Here is a 20022-nt window from a genome sequence, read left to right on the forward strand (position 1 = left end):
GGGCCGAGGCGAAATGCTTACGACTGAAGAAGCCGCGGCCGCGAACGCCCCGACCCAAAACTGTACATGCCTCCGGCCAGCCGGAAGTGGCGAATCTCATCAACCGGCCCCCAAAGCCATAGTGATTCGAATCGACCCGCCAAAGCTACCCTAACGACGCCAGATAAAAATCTGACATAATAAAATGTATCCACCGAGTCTATTCCGATAGAAACGTCGTATTAACGCTCAACAGCATGGGGCAGAAAGTAGTTATATTTCACAAAACTCCATGTCATAAAAATAGCAAGCACGCTACGGCGCAGCATTTAATATTAGATCGACATACATTATATTTCATCATCAAATTACGGCAAGATAGATTATGAGATCTTCCCAATACCGCCGAAGACTGTCATCCGAATTCCGCCGCCGGTCGCAATCGAGCAGCTCGCGCCGTGCTGTGCGCCCGGTCCGCCGACGATGCGCCTGCGCGGGCCTCGTGCAGGCGCTGTCCATCCTCTCCGAGAAAGGCGCGCCAGCCCCGGCGTTCCATAGCCAGCTAGCCGCCCCTATCCTTTGCCGCGGCGATAGGATCCAGCGAGGTCCGGCTGGCTTGCGGCACACATTTCAGTACCTTCGAAGCGCGCTGCTGTGCGCGGACACCGTCCGGCTTCCGAGGGGCCCCGTGTCTTTCGCTGCACCTTCCCGCTTCCGGCGCGACTGAGACGCCGCCGAACCATCTGAACGAAGGGGCTTGATCACGATCTCATTTGCGGATGTCCTACGGGGGTTCCGATCGCGCCTTCGAGGCCAGACGGACACGGTCTGGCGCTCCCGAGGCTTCACGGTCGGCAACGATGCCGGAACTTGCGAGGATGGAAGATGAGACAGAGACCCGGCAGCCCCCGGCATGGGAAAGACTTTTCGTCCGGCGTCCTGGCTTGCGGCCTTGTGCTGCCCCTGATTTTAGCCGCTTGCGGCGGTGGCGAGAGCTTACCGTCATCGGCAGCCGTCGCGCCGAGCGCGCCCGCCCCGGCAGGTCTCTCGCGCGATGCCCTGATCGGGCGCTGGGGCATCGCCTCCTTCCACACGGAGAAGGACCGCAAGCGCACCGAAACGGAAGCGAAGGCGCAATGCGGCCAGCCCTATACGATCGCCAAGGGTCCCGGCGACGGCGTCATGATGCATGTCGCTGACGACCCCAAGGCCTACGAGCTCCGGTTGAAGGCGGGAGCCGGCGGCAAGACCTATGTCGGCTTCGAAGCACCGGCCGGCGACCCGCAGGATCGCGAACTGCTTTCGGTGAAGCCGAGGGAACTCGTGATGCGGTTCGTCGATGCCGATGCGCATCGGCGCTACGGCACCTTCATCTACATCCGCTGCGGCTGACCGGAGTGAACGGGACATGAGCACCATCGATCACACCCTGCGCGGCCTCCTGCTCTCTGGTCTCGGCCTGCTGCCGCTGCTCGCCGCGCCGGGAGCGACCATGGCCCAACCGCGCCCGCCGGCGGCGACCCAGGAGACGATGGAGGTCGGCGACGAACCCGGCCGCGTCTCGACGGAAGAGGTCAGCATTACCGAAGGCCCCTATGCCCGCCAGATGGTGCTGTTCCGTTCGAGCGAGGCGCCGGGCACTGTGGTGATCCATTCGGCCGAGCGCTTCCTCTATGTGGTCCAGGGCAATGGTCGCGCGCTGCGCTATGGCATCGGCGTCGGGCGCGAAGGCTTCACCTGGTCCGGGCAGGTCACGGTCAGCCGCAAGGCGGAATGGCCGGATTGGCGCCCGCCGCCGGAGATGCTGCAGCGCCAGCCTTATCTGCCCCGCTTCATGGCGGGCGGCCCCGGAAATCCGATGGGCGCGCGCGCGCTCTATCTCGGCTCCACCGTCTTCCGTATCCACGGGACCAACCAGCCCGAGACGATCGGCGAGGCGATCTCGTCGGGTTGCTTCCGGCTCGCAAACGGTGACATCGCCGATCTCTACGAGCGCGTTCCGCTCGGGACCAAGGTGATCATCCGCCACAAGGCCACGCTGTAACTCGCCCGACCGCCCCCGACGATCTGCAAAAGGGACTGACAGACATGTCTAAAGCCTCCTGGATTCGCCTTGGTGGTCTCGGCCTAGCCGCCGTCTTCGGCTTCGCCTTTCCGGCGGGCGCCGGAACACTTGACGCCGTGAAGCAGCGCGGCGCCCTCCAATGCGGCGTCAGCGAGGGCGTGGTGGGCTTCTCGGACAAGGACGCTCAGGGCAGGTGGAGCGGCTTCGATGTCGATTTCTGCCGTGCCGCCGCCGCAGCGATCCTCGGCGACGCGGACAAGGTCGCCTTCACCCCACTCTCGGCCAGCCAGCGCTTCGAAGCGCTGAAGGGCGGCAAGGTCGATCTCCTCGCGCGCAACTCGACCTGGACGCTCGGGCGCGAAGCGGAGCTCGGGCTCGCCTTCGCCGGCATCACCTATCACGACGGGCAAGGGTTCCTGGTGAAGCGCTCGCTCGGCGTCGACAACGCGCTCGCACTCGACAAGGCGAAGATCTGCGTCGAGGCCGGCACCACGACCCAGCTCAATCTCGCCGATTTCTTCCGGGCCAATTCCATGACCTATGAGGAGAAGGCTTTTCCGAGCGCAGCGGAGAGTCTGTCCGCCTTCCAGTCCGGGCAATGCGACGTGCTGACCCGCGATCAGTCGGCGCTGCACGGCGAACGTCTCAAGCTGGCGAAGCCGGCCGAGGCGACCGTGCTGCCGGACGTGATCTCGAAGGAGCCGCTCGGCCCGGTCGTGCGCAGCGACGACTTCGCCTGGTTTACCGTGATGAAATGGGTGAACTTCGCGCTGGTGAATGCCGAGGAGCTCGGCATCGCCAGGGCCAATCTCGACGAGGCCATGAAATCGGCAAAGCCGGACGTGCGCCGCTTCACGGGGGCGGAGGGCGGCTTCGGCAAGGCGCTCGGCCTCGATGCCGACTGGGCGGTCCGCGCCGTCAAGGCCGGCGGCAACTATGCCGAGATCTACGAGCGCAACCTCGGCACCGGCTCGAAGCTCGGCATCCCTCGCGGCCTGAACCAGCTCTGGAACATGGGCGGCGTCCTCTACGCACCGCCCCTGCGCTAAACCGCGGACGCCATGGCCATCGGGAAACGCACAGCGCTCGACGACCATGGCATATCGCCGGCCTCGATGCTGGCCCGGATGTCCGTTCCGGCCCCCGTCATCGGTGCGCGTGGCTCCGTCGCGCTGACCGCCCTCTGCATCGCCGCGCTCGCATGCCCTTCCGCGCAAGCCGCGAGCAAGCCTCCACAGTTCCTGCGCAGCTGCACGATCACCCCACCCGATCCAGCACCGTTTTTTTCCCGGCCAGCCGCCCCGAAACCCGCAGCGGCAAGCGACGACGAGGACGACGACGAGGATGAGGACGACGATGAGGATGATGAAAGCCCCCGCGGCTTCATCTCGCCGGGCACCGGCACCTGCATCGCGGTATCCGGCACGGTCAATGTCGGCCTCCAGCACGACGGCTACAGGGCGAGTGATCCCGCGCGGTTGACCGGGCTGGTGCCGCAAAATGCCCTGAGCTCCCCTCTGAGCACGACCTTCCGGATCGAGACCGGGCAAATGCTGGCGGAAGGCCGGTACCTCGCGACCGCCTTCGAGTTCTCGGTGGACGCGACCAGCGAAAGCAGCGAACTCACGATGAGTGAGGCCAGCGTGACGTTCGGGGCATTCGCCTTCGGGCTTGCGAGCTCGCGCTTCGACTTCTGGACCGGCGACGATTTCGCCTTCCTCGGGCGGATTCCGAACCGCACCGTCGCGCTGATCGGCTACGAGCGGCAATTGACCGATGAGCTCGGTCTGTCGCTTTCGCTCGAAGACGTCGACGCGGACCGGCGCACGGTGCTGCCGCCGACGGGAAAGCGCCTCCCCGACGGCGTCATACGTCTTCTCTATAAGCAGGACGGGCTGACGCTGCACGGGGGCGTCGCCGTGCGGGATGTGCAGGGCGCCAGCGGCTCGTATCGCGTCGGCCGCGCTGCGATTCTCGGCGCGACCTGGGAGAGGAAGGTCCTCGACCGGCCGCTGACCCTGACGGCCCAGATCGCAGGTGCCGTGAACGCAGCTCCCTATCTCGGCTCGAAGCTCGACCAGCGCACGGCCTTTTCGGTCCTGGCCGGTGATCCGACGACACGCGGCTGGTCCGGCGTGGTCGCGCTCGGGCGCGAATGGACCGATGAATGGTCGACCAACGCCTATGTCAGCCGATACCGGCTTTCGGTTCCGAATCCGTCCGGGTTGACGGGCCGGATCCAGATCGACCGCGTGGCGGCCAACCTGATCTGGACACCGATCGACGGGTTGCGCCTCGGTCTCGAGGGTTCACTGGCGTGGCAGAAGCTCGAACTCGCCGGCAACGCACGTGCAACGAGCCTCTCCGGCCGGCAGAGCTCGGCGCAGCTCTTCGTGGAGCGGACCTTCTAGCCGCCGCGTTGCAGCGCCAATGCGGCCCTTTCGCAGCGCCCTTCCCGGATCCCGACAGACCGTCAGCAGCGGGCCAGTTGCGGTTTGACGCCTGCCGACCCGTGTTCCTCTGTGCTGACGATGTTCCAGAATTGCTCCACCACGGGGCGAGCATTCGACAGAGAGCGATAAAGCCTGATGTCGACCGTCAGATCCCAGCTGGGGTCGGCTGCGCGCACGAGTTGCCCGCCGGCAAGGTCGAGCCGCACGATGCTCTCCGGTATCCAGGCCAGTCCCCAGCCGGCCAGCGCCATCGCCTTCAGGCCCTCGGACATCGTGTTCTCGTGGATCGTGACGCGCTCGAGCGACCTGCTCGCGAACAGATCCGCCAGCGCGTGGCTGAAGAACGACCCGGTTCCATAGGCAAGATGGCGGGCCGGCGCCGCTCCCGGCTCGATCCGGTGGATGGGGCGGCCGTTCGCATCGGGAGCCGAGACCGGAATGACCCGCTCGTCGCCCAGGCGCGCATGCGTGATGTCGCTGTCGCCGATGAAGACGGGCACGGCGCTGTGCGAATACATCAGCAGGAAATCGCTGCCGCCCTCCCGCAGCAACGTCACGAGGGAGTCGATCCCGTTATTGTCGGCGCTCACCCGCGTCCTGAGCCCGCCGCAGCGCGGCTCGATCCGTCGCAGCCATTGTGGGAAGAAGGTCAGCGACAAGGTGTGGAGCGCGGCGAAGCTCAAGGTATTGGCGCGCAGGCCCTGTTTCTCGCGCAGGCTGTCCCTGGCGCGCAGCAGATCCTGCAGCAAATCCTGCGCCGTCCCGCGAAAACTCTCTCCCGCCGTGGTCAAGCGGACCGGATAGGTAGCCCGGTCGATCAGGGGCAGGCCGACCCAATCCTCAAGCTGCCGGATACGGCGGCTGAAGGCCGACTGGGTCACATGACGCTCGGCTGCGGAGCGCGAGAAGCTGGCCGTGCTCGCCAGGCTGAGGAAATCCTCCAACCATTTGACCTCCATCGCTTCCCCCCAGAGCATTTTCGAGCGAAGTGGGCACCGGTTCGCGTGAAGAAAATGCGATAAAACAAAGGCCTAGAGCAATTCTGCAATCCGAAGAATTGCGGATTTGCACTAGCTCGTCAGGATGGCAGCACGCGGCAACGTCCGGTGACAGTGCCCCGCCGGCATCGCCCTCTTCCGCCAACACAAGGCGGGTTAATCCGAATCGAGGCTGACCAGCGCGCGATCATAGCCCGTGCTGGCTGCGATCAGCCTCTGCGTGTAGCCGCTATGGGCCCGGCCCGACATCAGGTCCGCGACACTCAGCTCCTCGACCAGCTTGCCCTGGTTCATCACGGCGAGCCGGTTGCAGAGATTCGCGACCACGGCAAGGTCGTGGCTGACGAGGACGCAGGTGAGGCCCTGCTCGACCTGGATGTCGCGCAGCAGGTTGAGGACCTCCGCCTGGACGGAGACATCGAGCGCCGAGGTCGGCTCGTCCAAGAAGAGGATACGCGGCTCGAGGATCAGCGCCCGTGCGATCGCCACACGCTGGCGCTGGCCGCCCGAGAGCTGGTGCGGGTAACGGAAGCGGAAACTTTCGCCGAGTCCGACCTGCGCGAGGACGCGGGAGACGCGCATGCCGATATCGGCGATGCCGTGCACCAGCAACGGCTCAGACAGGATGGTGTTGACCGTGTGCCGGGGATGCAGCGAGCCGTAAGGGTCCTGGAACACGATCTGGGCCATCCGGTAGAAGGCGAGATCGCGCACCGGCCCGACAGCCTTCCCGTTGACCCTGATCGCGCCCGACCACTGCCGGTTGAGGCCGCAGAGGCAGCGCAGGATCGTCGTCTTGCCGCAGCCGGATTCTCCGACCAGCCCATAGACGGTCGCTTCCGGGATCATGAAGGAGACGTCGTCGACGGCGATGGTCTGGTTTTCATCCGCGCCGAAGGCGACGCGCAACTGGCTGACTTCGATCATGTTTCCGCCGGAATGGGTTCATCGCGCCAGGAAGGGTCGCGCTCCAGCACCCGCAGGCGCTTGTGGCCGTCTTCGAGCCGGGGCAGCGAGGCCAGCAGGCCGCGCGTATAGGGATGCTTCGCCCGGTGAAGCTCCGCGGCGGGGCAGCGCTCGACGATGCGCCCCGCATACATGATCAGCACCTCGTCGCAGAAGCTCGAGACGAGGTTGAGGTCATGGCTGATGAACATCAGGCCGATGCCGCGCGTGGTCACGAGATCGTCGAGAATGGCCAGGACCTGAAGCCGGACGGTGACGTCGAGCGCCGAGGTCGGCTCGTCCGCGATGATCAGCTCGGGTTCGGGGATCAGCATCATCGCGATCATGATGCGCTGTCCCATGCCGCCGGAGACCTCGTGCGGATAGAGCGAGAAGACGCGCCTGGGCTCGCGGATGCGGACCGCGGCGAGCATTTCCAGCGCCCGCTCCTCCGCCTCGGCCCTGGAAGCGCGATGATGCACGCGAAAAGCCTCGGCGATCTGGTGCCCGACCCGTATGACCGGATTGAGCGAATATTTCGGGTCTTGCAGGATCATCGAGATGCGCTTGCCGCGGATGCCCAGCATCTCGTTTTCGCTCAACTCCGCGAGATCGGTGTCTCCGAGCTTCATCGACTTGACGGTCGACGTCGCGCCGCCCGGCAGCAGCTTGAGGATGGCGCGGCCGGTCATCGACTTGCCGGAGCCGGATTCGCCGACGATGCCGACCTTGTTGCGGCCGATCGCGAAGCTGATACCGCGCACGGCTTCCACCGTGCCGCGCGGCGTCGGGAAGCCGACGCGCAGATCCTCGACCGTGAGGATGGGACTGTTCGGGGTCATCACCATCTCCCTCAGCTGCGCGGGTTCAGCATGTCGCGCAACCCGTCGCCGAACAGGTTGAAGGCGAGGCTGACGGTCAGGATGGCGAGGCCCGGCATGGCGGCGAGATACCAATGCTCGAGCAGATATTGCCGAGCGGTCGAGAGCATCGCGCCCCATTCCGGTGTCGGTGGCTGCGCGCCCAGGCCGAGGAAGCCGAGCCCCGCCGCCGTCAGCGCGACACTGGCCATGCTCAGCGTCACCCGCACGACAACCGAGGGCAGGCACATCGGCATGACGTGCTTGAAGATGATCCGCGGCGTCGAGGCGCCCATGACGCGCACCGCGTCGACATAGTCGCTGGAGCGGATCGTCAGCGTTTCCGCCCGGGCGAGGCGGGCGATGCCCGGCCAGGACGAGAGCGCGATCGCAATGATCGCATTGTCGAGACTGGGGCCGAGCGCCGAGACGAAGGCCAGAGCCAGGATTAGGCTCGGGAAGGACAGGAAGATATCCGTGATCCGCATCAGCAGGGCTTCGACCCAGCCGCCGAGATAACCGGCGGTCGCGCCGATGCACAGGCCGATCGGCCCGACGATCACGGCGACGAGGCCGACGATGTAAAGCGTGGTCCGGGCGCCGTAGACGATGCGGCTGAAGACATCCCGGCCAAGCTCGTCGGTTCCCAGCCAATGCGCCGCGCTCGGGCGCTGGAGCCGCTCGGCCAGGACCTGCTCGAAGGGCGAGTGGGTGGCGATCCACGGCGCCATCAGCGCGACTAGCCCGACCGCCAGCAGGACGATCACGCCGAGAACCGCCAGGGGGTTCCCGGCCAGGCGCAGCCAGGCGAGATAGAAGCTCTGCGACCAGGCCTGGAAGCCGGATTCCGGCGCTTCGGCGAGAAGCCAGGATCGCAACGGGGCGCTGCGCTCGAAAGATTGAACCGTCATCGGGTGCGCGGGTCCAGGAAGCGATAGAGGAGGTCGGTGATCAGGTTCAGGCAGATGAAGACCAGCCCGACGATGAGCGTGCAGGCGAGCACAGCGTTCATGTCGCCGATCATCAGCGCGGTGGTCAGGTACTGGCCAAAGCCGGGCCAGGCGAAGACCGTCTCGGTGAGCACCGCCCCTTCGAGCAGCCCGCCATAGGAAATCGCGACGATGGTCGCGAGCTGGACCAGCACGTTGCGGAAGGCATGGCCCCAGACCACGCGCCGCCGCGACAGCCCCTTGACCCGCGCCGTGGTGACATATTCCTGCCCGAGCTGGTCGAGCATGAAGCTGCGGGTCATGCGGCTGATATAGGCCATCGAGGAATAGCCGAGCAGGAGCGCCGGCAGGATGATGTGCCTGAACGCACTGACGAAGACGTCCCAGTCGCCGGCCAGCAGGGAATCGACCAGCAGCATGCCCGTCCGCCGCGGCACGGCGTCGAGATAGAAGATGTCGACCCGCCCGGAGCCGCCGACCCAGCCGAGCCAGGCGTAGAAGATGATCAGCCCCATCAGGCCGAGCCAGAAGATCGGAACCGAGTGGCCGACGAGCGATAGCAGCCGCACGGCATGGTCGATCGGCCGTCCTCGATAGACCGCCGCCGCGACGCCGAGCGGGATGCCGAAACCGCAGCCGATGATGATGGCGACGGTGGCGAGCTCGACCGTTGCCGGGATGACGTGCCTGAGATCGTCGGCGACGGCATTGCCGGTGAAAATCGCCCGCCCGAAATTCCCGCTCAGCATGTCGCGCAGGAACAGGCCGAACTGGACATAGAGCGGCTGGTCGAGCCCCAGTTTGGCGCGGACGGTCTCGTAGACGCTGGCGTCGGCCTTCTCACCGACCACGGCGGCGATCGGATCGAAGGGCAGCACGCGGCCGATGAAGAAGGTCAGCGCCAGCAGGCCGAGCAGGGTGAGCGCGATGGAGAAGCTGCCGCGCAGGGCGGGAAGCACCCAGCGCGGCCGGCGCGAGCGGACAGGCCGCGGCGGCGCGAGATCGGTCAGGGAGCTCACGGCTCAGTCCTTCTGGATCGTGTCGTAGAAGATCTCGGCGCCGTTGTAGTCGAAGCGCTTGACCCGCTTGTGCAGGGCCATCGCGCCCAGCCGCTGGAAGATGCCGATGATCGGCGATTCCTGCATGTGGCGGCGCTGCAGCTCGGCATAGAGCGCCGCGCGCTTGACCGGATCGCGCTCGCGCTGGGCGGTTTCGACCTGTTCCTTGAACCAGGCACTCGGTGCCCAGGCCGCGCGCCAGGCGAGGAAGTTGGTGGCCTTCGCGGCATCGCTGTTGTCGGGGTTGTAGGCCATCCGCAGCGCCATATCGTTGGCGTCCGGATAGTCGTAGTCGTAGACTGCCATCAGCATCTGGAAGTCGCGGCTGCGCATCAGCGTGTAGAGCTGCGCCGTCGCCATGGTCCGGACCTCCAGCGTGACGCCGGCCTTCGCGGCATTCTGCTGCAGGTTCTGCGCCAGATCCGGGAAGGGGTAGTTCGTCATCGTCAGGATCGTCTTCTTGAACCCGTCGCCATAACCGGCTTCGGCGAGCAGGGACTTCGCCTTGGCGATGTCGAGCCGATAGGGGTTCTCGCCTTTCGGCAGCGCCCCGAACACGCCGGCGGGCACGAAGCTCTGCCGGATTTCGGCGCGCCCCTTCTGCACCGTCTCGCTCAGGCCCTGATAGTCGATCAGGTAGCGGAAGGCCTCGATCACCTTCGGATTGGTGAGGACCGGGTCCTTCTGGTTGAGCGCGAGATAGACGCTGTCGAGCCGCGGCTTGAACTGGAAGCGCAGGTCGGGGTTGGCGACCATGGCGGCAAGCGACGAGGCCTCGACCGACTTGGCGTAGTCGATGTCGTTCTTCTCGAGCAGCAGCCGCTGCGCGCCCGGCTCCGGCACATGCCGCACGATGATCCGCTTCATCGCTGGCGCCCCGCTCCAGTACTTCGGATAGGCTTCCAGGATCACGACTTCCTGGGCGCGCAGGGTGTTCAGGCGGTAGGGGCCGTAGCAGGCGACATTGGTGTTCAGCCAGCCGGCGCCGAGATCGCCCTCCTTCTCATTCGCCATCACCGTGTCGCGGTCGAGCGCCGCGCCCAGGCGGTGGTTGGTGAAGGCGAAAGGCGTGATCGACGGCGCGAGATCCTTCGTCAGGGTGATGACGAGCGTATGGTCGTCCGGCGTCGCGATCTGGTCCGGCGAATTCAGCCCCCAGTCGCGCATCAGGCTGGCGGTGACGAGGTTCAGCTTCAGCGACCGGCGCATCGACCAGGCGACGCTCGACGACGTCACCGGCTTGCCCGAGGCGAAGACCATGCCGCGCCGGATGGAGAAGGTCCACGTCTTCCCGTCCGGGGAGCTCGACCATGTCTCGGCGACGCCTGCGACCACCTTCGACGGGTCCTGATGGTCGAGCGACAGCAGCGGCGTGCACATCTGCCGCAGCAATTCATTGGGGAACGACTCGTTGGCCGCGGCCGGGTCGAAGGTGATGAAGGTCGTAAGGTCGCTCGCCATGACGAACACGTCCTTGGGCGTCGCAGCCTGCCCCGATGTCGCGGCACAGCCGAGCAGGAGCGAGCCCGCCAGAGCGGCGCAGGCAAATCGGATCAACATGTCGGATATCCCTCCCAAGCGGATCGAAATCGACATCAAGGTCGCTTCGACCGCGATATTGTTGGGAGAAGAATGTTGTTAATCGCCGAGATCATCAAGCACAAGATTATGCTTTAAATGCATAATCAAAATACTTTTTTGAAAACATCGCAGATACGGTCAAAATTACCTTGATGCAATGCAATATCACTTGACTCGAAATCGTCAAACTACTTCCTTAAAGAAAATCAACAGAGGTGGAATACGAATATGTCTCTCTTCGCATCGGGCATCGCCTCCGCTGCTGATTGGATCGTTCCGTTGAAATATGCCGCTGCCGCCTCGGTGCTGGCGCTGGGTCTGGTTCCATCGGCGCAGGCAGCGCCCACCAATCCCTGGGAGATCGTCGAATATCCGCGGCCAGGGCGTCTCTCCGCCGACGCCGAGCGCTCCGGCGAACAGGCCTGGTTCGTTCCCGTGGGCAAGGACGCGCAGGGTGTCGACATCCTGCTGCCGACGCGCGTCCTCGTTCCATCGGGGCCCGGTCCGTTCCCGCTTGCGATCGTCAGCCACGGCTCGCCTGCAAACGCTGCCGCGCGCAAGACGATGGCGCCTCCCGAATATCGGGCGGGCGCGGACTGGCTGCTGTCCCGCGGCTACATGGTCGTGCTGCCGCTGCGCCGTGGCTACGGTCCGCGCGGCGGCGTCTGGGCCGAGGCCTATGGCCCCTGCAGCAAGCCCGACTACGTCGGCGGCGGGCTGGCGACAGCGGACGACATCCAGAACGTCGCCCGCTATTTCGCGGGCCTCGATACGGTCCGGGCTGACGACATCCTGCTGGTGGGCCAGTCGGCCGGCGGCTGGGGTTCGCTGGCCGCGGCGAGCCGGAGTCCAACGGGCGTACGAGCTGTCATCAATTTCGCCGGCGGTCGCGGCGGTTATGCCGGAGGCAAGCCGAACCAGAATTGTTCGCCGGACAGCCTGATCGATGCAGCGGCGACGTTCGGGCGCTCGTCGAAGGTCCCGACCTTGTGGATCTACACTCGGAACGATCGCTTCTTCGACAGCACCCTGACGTCGCGCATGGCGCAGGCCTATCGCTCGGCCGGCGGCGATGCCGAATATCACCTTCTGGACTCCTTCGGCGAAGACGGGCACAGATTGTTCCCGACGGCGGAAGGCCGCGCGTTCTGGCAACCTCATGCCGATCGGTTCCTCGATCGCCTTGCGGGACCGGGCGCAAAGCCTTGACGCCGAAGCGCGCAGCGCCAGCATCGCCTGGCATCTGACCCGGCCGAGGAGGGAAACGGCCAGCTGCGGGAAAGATGCGCTCCCGGAGCCGGCATACCGGAACAGTGTCACGATCACGAAAATTCGCGGGAGAGATCGTCTCGGGTCATCCGGGAAGGCGCCGACGGAGCAACCGCCCCGGAAACTCTCAGGCAAAAGAACCGCACCCGAATTGAAACTCTGAAAAGCGGAGCAGTCGCTCCCGCCGACGGTGTAAGTCTGCCGCTCGATGATGAGCGCAGGCGAAGCTCTCAGGCCAATGACAGAGGGGGCGCCATCTCCGCAGGGACTGCGGAAGGAGCGCCTTCTTGTCGATAGAAAACCTCAACATCGCCGTGATCGGCGCCGGGATCACCGGCATCACCACCGCCTACAACCTTCTCAAACGCGGCTGCCATGTCACCGTGTTCGAGCGGCATCCCTATGCCGCGATGGAGACCTCCTTCGCCAATGGCGGCCAGCTCTCCGCCTCGAATGCCGAGGTCTGGAACAGCTGGGCGACGATGCTGAAGGGCATAAAATGGATGTTCACGCCGGGCGCGCCGCTGCTCGTCAGCCCGCGGCCGGGATGGCACAAGCTCTCCTGGATGGCCGAATTCGTTGCCGCCATCCCGCGCTACGAGGAAAACACCATCACGACCGCCCGCCTGGCGATGGAGGCACGGCACCACCTGCGAACGATCGCGGCGGCGGAAGGCATCGCCTTCGACTGCGAGGAGCGCGGAATCCTGCACGTCTATCGCGGCAGGAAGGATTTCGAGGCCGCCGCGCGGGTGACCTCGCTCCTCGCCAAGGCCGGGCTGGAGCGGAAGGCGGTGACTCCGCAGGATATCCGGTCGATCGAGCCCGCCCTGCATGGCGACTTTCATGGCGGGTTCTATACCCCTTCGGACTTCACCGGCGACATCCACAAATTCACGGCCGGCCTGTCGCGCGCCTGTGAAAAGCTGGGCGCCGAGATGCGGTTCGGCGTCGATGTCCTCTCGATCACGCCCGGGACGCGCTCGGTCGAGATCGGCTTCAGCCTGTCCGCAGCGGAACCGCGCGCGCAGGAGGCGCAGGTCGCGACCTTCGATTCGATCGTGATCTGCGGCGGTGTCGGCTCGCGCCAGCTCGCCGCGAAGGCCGGCGATCGGATGAACGTCTATCCGGTGAAGGGCTATTCCATCACGGTGGAACTGCCGGAAAAGGCCGACCAGGACGCCGCTCCCTGGACGAGCCTGCTCGACGATCAGGCCAAGATCGTCACCAGCCGCCTGGGAGCGTCGCGCTTCCGCGTCGCCGGAACGGCGGAGTTCAACGGCTACAACAAGGATATCCGGGCCGCGCGCGTCGAACCCTTGATCGCCTGGTGTCGCCAGCATTTCCCGAAGATGAGCACGCGCCAGGTCATCCCCTGGGCCGGCTTGAGGCCGATGATGCCGGATATGGTTCCACGCGTCATGCACGGCCGAAATCCGCGGGTGTTCTACAACACCGGCCACGGCCATCTCGGCTGGACCTTGTCGGCGGCCACCGCCGACGCCGTCGGCGCGCTGATCACGCAGCGCCCCAACAGCCTGGCATAGAAACGAGCTATCCGCGCGGGCCGGCCGGCACCTCCGGCTGGCCCGCGCCGCTACGGTCGTCACGCTATCCGCGTCGCGACCGGCGTTTGGGTCGCCTCTTGCCGCCGGCCGCGCTCAGATCGAGCGCGACGCGCTTGACGGAAACATCGTCGGGATCGAGCGTGATCTCGAAGCCGAGATCGCGGCAGAGCGCGAGCATCGGCCCGTTCTCGGCCAGGACCTGGCTATGGACGCGCTGCAGCTCCTCGGCCTTGGCCCAGTCGATGATCAGCTCCATGAGCGCACGGCCAAGCCCGATGCCTTTCAGGTCGGAGCGCAGCAGGATCGCATATTCGGCCTCGACATGGCCGGGATCGGCATGCAGGCGAACGGCGCCCGCCGCGTCCCCGCTGCCCTCCTCGATGGCGATGAAGGCCATCTCCCGCGCATAGTCGAGCTGGGTCAGGCGGGCGAGAAAGGCGTGGCTGAACGATTTCAGCGGCGCGAAGAAGCGCAAGCGCAGGTCTTCCGCCGTGACCCGGGCCAGCATCGCGCCGATCAGCAGCTCATCCTCCGGCTTCATCGGGCGGATGAAGAAGCGCCGCTCACCGAGCACGAGCTGCGAGCTCCAGCTGCCGGGATAGGGCCGGATCGCCGGCCGGCGCCGCCGTGCCGGGTCCGGTTCCAGCACGACGCGCGCATCGACCGTGACGACGCCGTTCGCATCGGCGAGGATCGGATTGAGATCCATCGCGCGGATCTGCGGCAGCGCCGAGGCGATGTTGCCGAGCGCCACCAGGACGGCGGCGATGGCACGCCGGTCGGCGGCTGGGACGTCACGATAGGCGGCAAGGAGGCGGGAAACCCGCGTCCGGGCGATCAGGCTCTCGGCCGAGGCGAGATCGAGCGGCGGCAGCGCCACATGCGTGTCGGCGATGAGTTCGGCCGCCGTCCCCCCGCGGCCGAAGACGATGACCGGGCCGAAGCGCGGGTCGACGGAAAAGCCGGCGATCAGTTCGCGAGCCTTGGCGCGATGCGCCATCGGCTGCACCATGAAACCCGTCAACCGCGCCTCGGGACGCTGCTGCCGCAGGCGCTCGGTCATCCGGCCGGCGGCTTCCCGCACGGCCTCCTCATTGGCGAGATCGAGCTCGACGCCGCCTACATCCGATTTATGCGCGACATCGGGCGAGACGATCTTGAGGGCGACGGTGCGGCCGGCCGCGAACTGTGCCCTGGCGGCAGTGGCGGCTTCGGCGGCGTTTCCCGCGATGACGAGGCCGAGCGCCGGAATCCGGAACAGGGCGAGCAGCTGTGCAACCTCGTCGGGCTCGAGCCAGGCTCGGCCTTGCGCGATCGCCCGCTCGACCAGAACGGCGGCAGCCGCGATGTCCGGCTGATCGCCTTCGTCGAGCACGGACGGCGTCGCCATCAGCTCCTTGAGCAGGCGGGCATGCCGCGTCAGGTGCTGGAAACCGACAATCGCATCCTGCTCCGTCACGAAAGACGGAATGCCGGCCGCCGCGAAAATCCCCGCCATCTCCTCACCGCCGCCGACCCAGACCGCGAGCACCGGCTTGGGTCCCGGCGAGGCCGCGCGGGCCTCGGCCAGGGCGCGCGCGCAATCGGCGGCATCGTCCGGCGCGAGCGGGGCATTGAGCGCCAGGACGGCATCGACATCGCTCTCGCCCAGCAGGCGAGCGACCGCTTCGCGATAATCCTGCGCCGTCCGGACGATCGCCGGCTCCCGGAGCTGCCGATCCATACCGCCCGCCTGCCGCAGCCGCGCCGCGGCCAATGCCGCAAGCCCTTCGCCATTACTGACGATCGCCAGCCGGCCGGCATCGGCCGCGCGTGCACGCCCCAGCGTCTCGGCCGCCGCGAAGAGCTCGTCGAGATCGCTGACCCGCAGCAGCCCGGCCCGGTGGAAGGCGGCATCATGCGCGGCGTCGCCGGTGACGATCAGGGCCGAATGCGTCAGGGCCGGCCAGGGCGGCTCGTAATGCGGCGGCTTCAGGACCAGCACCGGCTTCAGCCGCGCCGCAGCGCGTGCCGACGAGAGAAAGCGCGCGGCGTCCGTGACGTCGTCGATCGCGAGCAGGATCGTCCGGGTCGATGGATCGGCGCCGAAATGATCCAGGCAATCGGCGATATCGACATCGGCCCCTTCGCCGAGGACCACGGCACCGGCGAAGCCGATCCCGCGCCTGCCAGCCCAGGCCAGGATGCCGGCCGCCACGGAATTGGACTGTGCGACGAGAGCGAGCGAACCGGCAGCGAGATGCACGGGGACGGCGGTCGCATTGAGGCCGAGGCGCGGCGCGGCGAGGCCGAGCGAGGACGGTCCGAGCAGGCGCACGCCGGCGGCTCGCGCCGCGCGCCGCAGGCGCCCGGCATCGGCGGCCGTCCCGTCCGGCACGAGCAGCCCGGCACAATCCTGCCCGGCCGCAGCCGCCAGCACCTGCTCCGCAGCCGCTGCCGGAGCGATGAGGAGATCGGAGGGCGGCAGCGCTGCGGGAACATCCCCATCCGAAAGCACCGTGAGCGCGCCACGATACGGCTCCGAACGGATCTGTGCCACCAGCACATCCGTTTCAGGCGAGCCGGCGATGGCCGTCACCGTCATCGGTTCAAGCGCGCGTCTGAGCAGGGCGAGCGTCATGGGTCGGCCGTTTCCGTCTGGCGTCAGACCAGCAGACGCGATTCTCCGCGGTCAGGCCAGACATGTTCTATGGGCGCCCGGCCTGCGCTGCCAGTCATCCCGGACGTTTCCTTGAGCTTTTAACCCGGTTCCTCTTCGAGCAGAGCATGTTACAGGGACGCATGGTCGCGCGCCTTACCCTCGTCGGGGTCTCGTCAATCCGGCAGGAAATCAAGAAGAGCCGCTTCATCGCGGTTGCCGGGCCCGTTGCCGACGAGGCGGCGGCCAGGGACTTCGTCGCCGCGCAGTCGGATGCTGCGGCCAATCACAATTGCTGGGCCTGGCGCTTCGGCCAGAGCTATCGTTTCAACGATGACGGCGAGCCGAGCGGCACCGCCGGCAAGCCGATCCTCGCGGCCATAGACGGGCAAGGGCTCGATCGCGTCGTCGTCGTCGTCACGCGCTGGTTCGGCGGCGTCCTGCTGGGCAGCGGCGGCTTGGTCCGGGCCTATGGCGGCAGCGCCGCCCAGTGCCTGCGCGAAGCGGCGAAGACGCAGCTCATCGAGACGGTTCCGGCAGCCATCACCTGCGGCTTCAGCGATCTGGCTCTTGTCGGCGCGCGGCTTGGCGCCCTGCCCGGCGTAACGATCAGCGATCAGGCCTTCACCGATGCAGGCGCGGTGCTGTCGGTCTCCGTTTCGAAGGCCGAAGCCGATGACGTCGCACGGCTGGTGACCGATCTCACCAGCGGGCGCGCCACGATCGATTGGAACACCTAGCCGCGAGGTCCGCTTCAGATGTGTCGCCACACGCGTTCATTGCGGCGGCGACGCATGTCGCGATAATCACGGGGATCGCGACACGTGCATCCCGGAGCGACGAGCGCATGAATCGCTATCCGATGTTCAATCCGCAGGTGCTGATCAGCTTCGTCGCGGTCTGCGAGACCCTGAGCTTCACGCGCGGGGCCGATCGGGTCTCGCTCTCCCAATCCACCGTCAGCCTGCAGGTCAAGCGCCTTGAGGACCTGCTGGGCTGCCCGCTGCTGGAGCGCTCCTCGCATCAGGTCCAGCTCACCGAGGAGGGCGAGCGGCTGCTGAGCTATGCGCGGCGCATCATCGCCCTCAACGAAGAGGCCCATGATGCCCTGACCGGCGCCTGGCGGGACGGCGTGCTGCGGCTGGGCATGCCCGAGGATTTCGCGGTGCCGACCATCGATCTGCTCGCCGAATTCAGCCGGGAGCACCCGCATCTCAGGCTCGACGTCAGCAGCGGGTTGAGCGCCGATCTGCGCACGGCCTATGAGCGCGAGGAGCTCGACCTCGTGCTGGTCAAGCAGCGGCGCGGCCAGCCGCCGCGCGCCGCCCGGCGCGAACCCCTGCTCTGGCTCGACAGCCTGGCGCATCCGGCGATCGAGCGCGCCCCGGTCTCGCTGGCGATGTTCCCGCTCGGCGGGCTCTATCGCGACGAGCTGTGCCAGGCCGTCGACGGGCTCGGCATGCGCTGGCGCATCGGCTATTGCAGCGGCAGCCTGGCGGCGTTGGCCGCAGCCTCCGCGGCCGGGCTCGGCATGACCCTCCTGCCCGCCGGGTGCCGCCTGCCCGGTCACAGGGTCCTCGGCGCCGCCGAAGGACTTGCCGAGATCACCGATTTCGAGCTCGCGCTCTATCACCGCGACGATGCACCGGTCTCGACCGCGATCCTGGCCGAGCGGCTCGCCGCTTTCTGCCGGCTGGAAACCTAGGCCGTGGCGGCAGCATTGCCGGCCGCAATCGCCGGCATTGCCAAATATCGCTGCCAAATCGCCGGCATCACGCTTATGGCGTCCGCAACAATCACAAGGAGGCGGCGACCATGGAACTGGCACATCATCAGAGCAGGCGTTCGTTCATCGGCCGGACGGGTGGCCTCGCCACCGCCTGCGCCGTGATGGCGGGATTGCCGGGCGGAGCCGCGCAGGCCCAGCCGGCCGCAGCCAAGTCCGCTTCCGCCAAGCCTGCGGCCGAGGCGAGCAAGCGCATCCCGACCGAGCCGCACTATCTCCTGACCAATGTCCGGCTCGAAGAGGGTTTCGTCCGCGACGGCGATGTCGTCACGGGCACGCGCTCGGGGCTCCACACCCTGGAGATCAAGGCCGGCAGGATCGCCGCGATCCATGCCGCCGGCGCCGCGCTGCCGGCGGGCCTGCCGAGCTACCAGGCCCATGGCCAGCTCGCCCTGCCCGCGATGCGCGACATGCACATCCATCTCGACAAGACCTTCTATGGCCGCCCCTGGCAGGCGCCGCTGCCGCGTCAGGGCAAGACCATCCTCGACATGATCGCCCGCGAGGAGAAGCTGATCCCGCAATTGCTGCCGGATTCGCAACAGCATGCCGAGCAGCTCATCGCGCTGCTGCATTCCAAGGGCACCACGGTCGCCCGCAGCCACTGCAATATCGATCCGGTCAGCGGGTTGAAGAGCCTCGAAAACCTGAAGCGCGCGCTGGAGAAGCACCGCGCCGATTTCGACTGCGAGATCGTCGCCTTCCCGCAGCACGGCCTGCTGCTCTCGAAGGTCGACAAGTTGATGCGCGAGGCGATGAGCATGGGCGTCGCCTATGTCGGCGGGCTCGACCCGACCAATGTCGACGGCGCCATGGAGAAGTCGCTCGACGCGATGTTCCAGATCGCGCTCGACACCGGCACCGGCGTCGACATCCACCTGCACGAGTCGAGCCCGGCCGGCGTCGCCGCGATCCAGTACATGATCACCACCGTCGAGAAGAACCCGGCGCTGCGCGGCAAGGTCACGATCAGCCACGGCTTCGCGCTCGCCACGATGTCGCCGGGCGCCCTCGATGAAGCCGCCACGCGCATGGCCGCCCAGGGCATCAGCGTCGCCTCGACGGTGCCGCTCGGCGCCTCGACGATGCCGCTGCCGCAGCTCAGCGCCAAGGGCGTGTTCGTGATGACCGGCACCGACAGCGTCACCGATCACTGGTCGCCCTTCGGCCGCGCCGACATGCTCGAGAAGGCCAATCTCTACGCGCAGCTCTATCGTGGCAGCGACGAGTTCCGCCTGTCCCGCGCGCTGGCGATCGCGACCGGCGGCGTGCTGCCGCTCACCGACAAGGGTGAGCGGGTCTGGCCCAAGGCGGGCGATGCCGCCGATTTCACGCTGGTGCCAGTGAGCTGCTCGGCCGAGGCGGTGGCCCGTCTGCCGGAGCGCAGCGCGACCTTCCATCGCGGCCGCATGGTCTTCGGCGGCGTCGGCGCGGCCTGACGCTGTCGGACCTTTGCGAGGCGGCCGGCATCACGACGCCGGCCGCGAGCCCTGATGCAGGGCCTCTATGGTTTCCCCGTTGGGGCAATAGCGCCCATGCGGCAGCGGCCCCTCATGCCGATCCAGATCGCGCCGGCAGCGGCGCGTCATCGCGCATCCCGCGCAGACGACCGCCATGTCCCGCATGACACCCGCCTGATTGCGGGCCAGGCCGTCCGGATCGACGCCGACCCGCTGGAGCAGCCGGCGAACCAGTGCGGAATCGGTGTCGATGCGGGAGGCAAGCCGGCGAAGATCGGCCTCCGGGAGGGCATTGTCCCGCGCCAGTTCGGCGACCGTCGTTTGGTCGAGGTCCTCGAACGCCCTCAGGAGAGATTGATCTCGCCACCATTGGCGAACGGCTTCGGCAATATGCATGGCCACCTCCGCATTC

General features: G+C 66.8%; 17 protein-coding genes and 1 riboswitch. Of the genes, 9 read left to right on the top strand and 8 right to left on the bottom strand.

Annotation, left to right across the window (positions count from 1 at the left end; translation table 11 throughout):
- Positions 1 to 864: 864 nt before the first annotated feature.
- Genes ACODTJ_RS07210 through ACODTJ_RS07225 form a run of 4 tightly spaced genes read left to right on the top strand, consistent with a single transcriptional unit; the run spans position 865 to position 4455 of the window.
- Positions 865 to 1371, top strand: a complete 507-nt coding sequence (locus ACODTJ_RS07210) for a hypothetical protein (protein WP_454654910.1) — start codon at positions 865 to 867, stop codon at positions 1369 to 1371.
- 16 nt (positions 1372 to 1387) lie between these two features.
- Positions 1388 to 2023, top strand: coding sequence for a L,D-transpeptidase (locus tag ACODTJ_RS07215; RefSeq protein ID WP_454654908.1), 636 nt, complete (start codon positions 1388 to 1390; stop codon positions 2021 to 2023).
- A 44-nt stretch (positions 2024 to 2067) separates the two neighbouring features.
- Positions 2068 to 3093, top strand: a complete 1026-nt coding sequence (locus ACODTJ_RS07220; RefSeq protein WP_454654907.1) for an amino acid ABC transporter substrate-binding protein — start codon at positions 2068 to 2070, stop codon at positions 3091 to 3093.
- Positions 3094 to 3105: 12 nt separating this feature from the next.
- The gene (locus ACODTJ_RS07225) at positions 3106 to 4455 is read left to right on the top strand and encodes a porin (RefSeq protein WP_488848006.1); all 1350 of its coding nucleotides are present in this window, start codon (positions 3106 to 3108) and stop codon (positions 4453 to 4455) included.
- A 62-nt stretch (positions 4456 to 4517) separates the two neighbouring features.
- On the opposite strand, the gene ACODTJ_RS07230 is transcribed toward ACODTJ_RS07225, so the two are convergent.
- From ACODTJ_RS07230 to ACODTJ_RS07255, 6 genes are all read right to left on the bottom strand, one after another.
- Complete coding sequence (locus ACODTJ_RS07230) at positions 4518 to 5441, bottom strand: LysR family transcriptional regulator (RefSeq protein ID WP_488848008.1); 924 nt, start codon at positions 5439 to 5441, stop codon at positions 4518 to 4520.
- 210 nt (positions 5442 to 5651) lie between these two features.
- A complete protein-coding gene (locus tag ACODTJ_RS07235; protein WP_454654904.1) occupies positions 5652 to 6422 on the bottom strand; it encodes an ABC transporter ATP-binding protein in 771 nt (256 codons plus the stop codon).
- Positions 6419 to 7282 (bottom strand): ABC transporter ATP-binding protein, encoded by an 864-nt coding sequence (locus ACODTJ_RS07240; protein ID WP_454654903.1) that lies wholly within the window; start codon positions 7280 to 7282, stop codon positions 6419 to 6421. The genes ACODTJ_RS07235 and ACODTJ_RS07240 overlap by 4 nt, the downstream gene beginning before the upstream one ends.
- 11 nt (positions 7283 to 7293) lie before the next feature.
- Positions 7294 to 8211, bottom strand: coding sequence for a nickel transporter permease (gene nikC, locus ACODTJ_RS07245; protein ID WP_454654902.1), 918 nt, complete (start codon positions 8209 to 8211; stop codon positions 7294 to 7296).
- On the bottom strand, positions 8208 to 9269 hold the full coding sequence (locus tag ACODTJ_RS07250) for an ABC transporter permease (protein WP_488848011.1): 1062 nt from the start codon (positions 9267 to 9269) through the stop codon (positions 8208 to 8210). The genes nikC and ACODTJ_RS07250 overlap by 4 nt, the downstream gene beginning before the upstream one ends.
- Positions 9270 to 9272: 3 nt before the next feature.
- The gene (locus tag ACODTJ_RS07255; RefSeq protein ID WP_488848012.1) at positions 9273 to 10868 is read right to left on the bottom strand and encodes an ABC transporter substrate-binding protein; all 1596 of its coding nucleotides are present in this window, start codon (positions 10866 to 10868) and stop codon (positions 9273 to 9275) included.
- A gap of 249 nt (positions 10869 to 11117) precedes the next feature.
- On the opposite strand from ACODTJ_RS07255, the gene ACODTJ_RS07260 reads away from it, so the two are divergent.
- Complete coding sequence (locus tag ACODTJ_RS07260) at positions 11118 to 12098, top strand: alpha/beta hydrolase family protein (protein WP_454654899.1); 981 nt, start codon at positions 11118 to 11120, stop codon at positions 12096 to 12098.
- Between the two features lie 116 nt (positions 12099 to 12214).
- Positions 12215 to 12311, top strand: a riboswitch (glycine riboswitch).
- 134 nt (positions 12312 to 12445) lie between these two features.
- Positions 12446 to 13705: a D-amino acid dehydrogenase gene (locus tag ACODTJ_RS07265; RefSeq protein ID WP_454654898.1), complete on the top strand. Its 1260-nt coding sequence runs from the start codon at positions 12446 to 12448 to the stop codon at positions 13703 to 13705.
- Positions 13706 to 13769: 64 nt separating this feature from the next.
- On the opposite strand, the gene ACODTJ_RS07270 is transcribed toward ACODTJ_RS07265, so the two are convergent.
- A complete protein-coding gene (locus tag ACODTJ_RS07270) occupies positions 13770 to 16346 on the bottom strand; it encodes a bifunctional acetate--CoA ligase family protein/GNAT family N-acetyltransferase (RefSeq protein ID WP_488848014.1) in 2577 nt (858 codons plus the stop codon).
- Positions 16347 to 16492: 146 nt separating this feature from the next.
- On the opposite strand from ACODTJ_RS07270, the gene ACODTJ_RS07275 reads away from it, so the two are divergent.
- From ACODTJ_RS07275 to ACODTJ_RS07285, 3 genes are all read left to right on the top strand, one after another.
- Positions 16493 to 17104 carry an IMPACT family protein gene (locus tag ACODTJ_RS07275; protein ID WP_454654896.1) on the top strand — a complete coding sequence of 204 codons (612 nt, stop codon included), beginning with the start codon at positions 16493 to 16495 and terminating at the stop codon, positions 17102 to 17104.
- 107 nt (positions 17105 to 17211) lie between these two features.
- Complete coding sequence (locus ACODTJ_RS07280; RefSeq protein WP_454654895.1) at positions 17212 to 18069, top strand: LysR family transcriptional regulator; 858 nt, start codon at positions 17212 to 17214, stop codon at positions 18067 to 18069.
- 110 nt (positions 18070 to 18179) lie between these two features.
- Positions 18180 to 19589: an amidohydrolase family protein gene (locus ACODTJ_RS07285; protein ID WP_454654894.1), complete on the top strand. Its 1410-nt coding sequence runs from the start codon at positions 18180 to 18182 to the stop codon at positions 19587 to 19589.
- Positions 19590 to 19619: 30 nt separating this feature from the next.
- On the opposite strand, the gene ACODTJ_RS07290 is transcribed toward ACODTJ_RS07285, so the two are convergent.
- Positions 19620 to 20006, bottom strand: a complete 387-nt coding sequence (locus ACODTJ_RS07290; protein WP_488848018.1) for a DUF6455 family protein — start codon at positions 20004 to 20006, stop codon at positions 19620 to 19622.
- Positions 20007 to 20022: the final 16 nt, after the last annotated feature.

This window comes from Allobosea sp. FG18 (assembly GCF_057809495.1).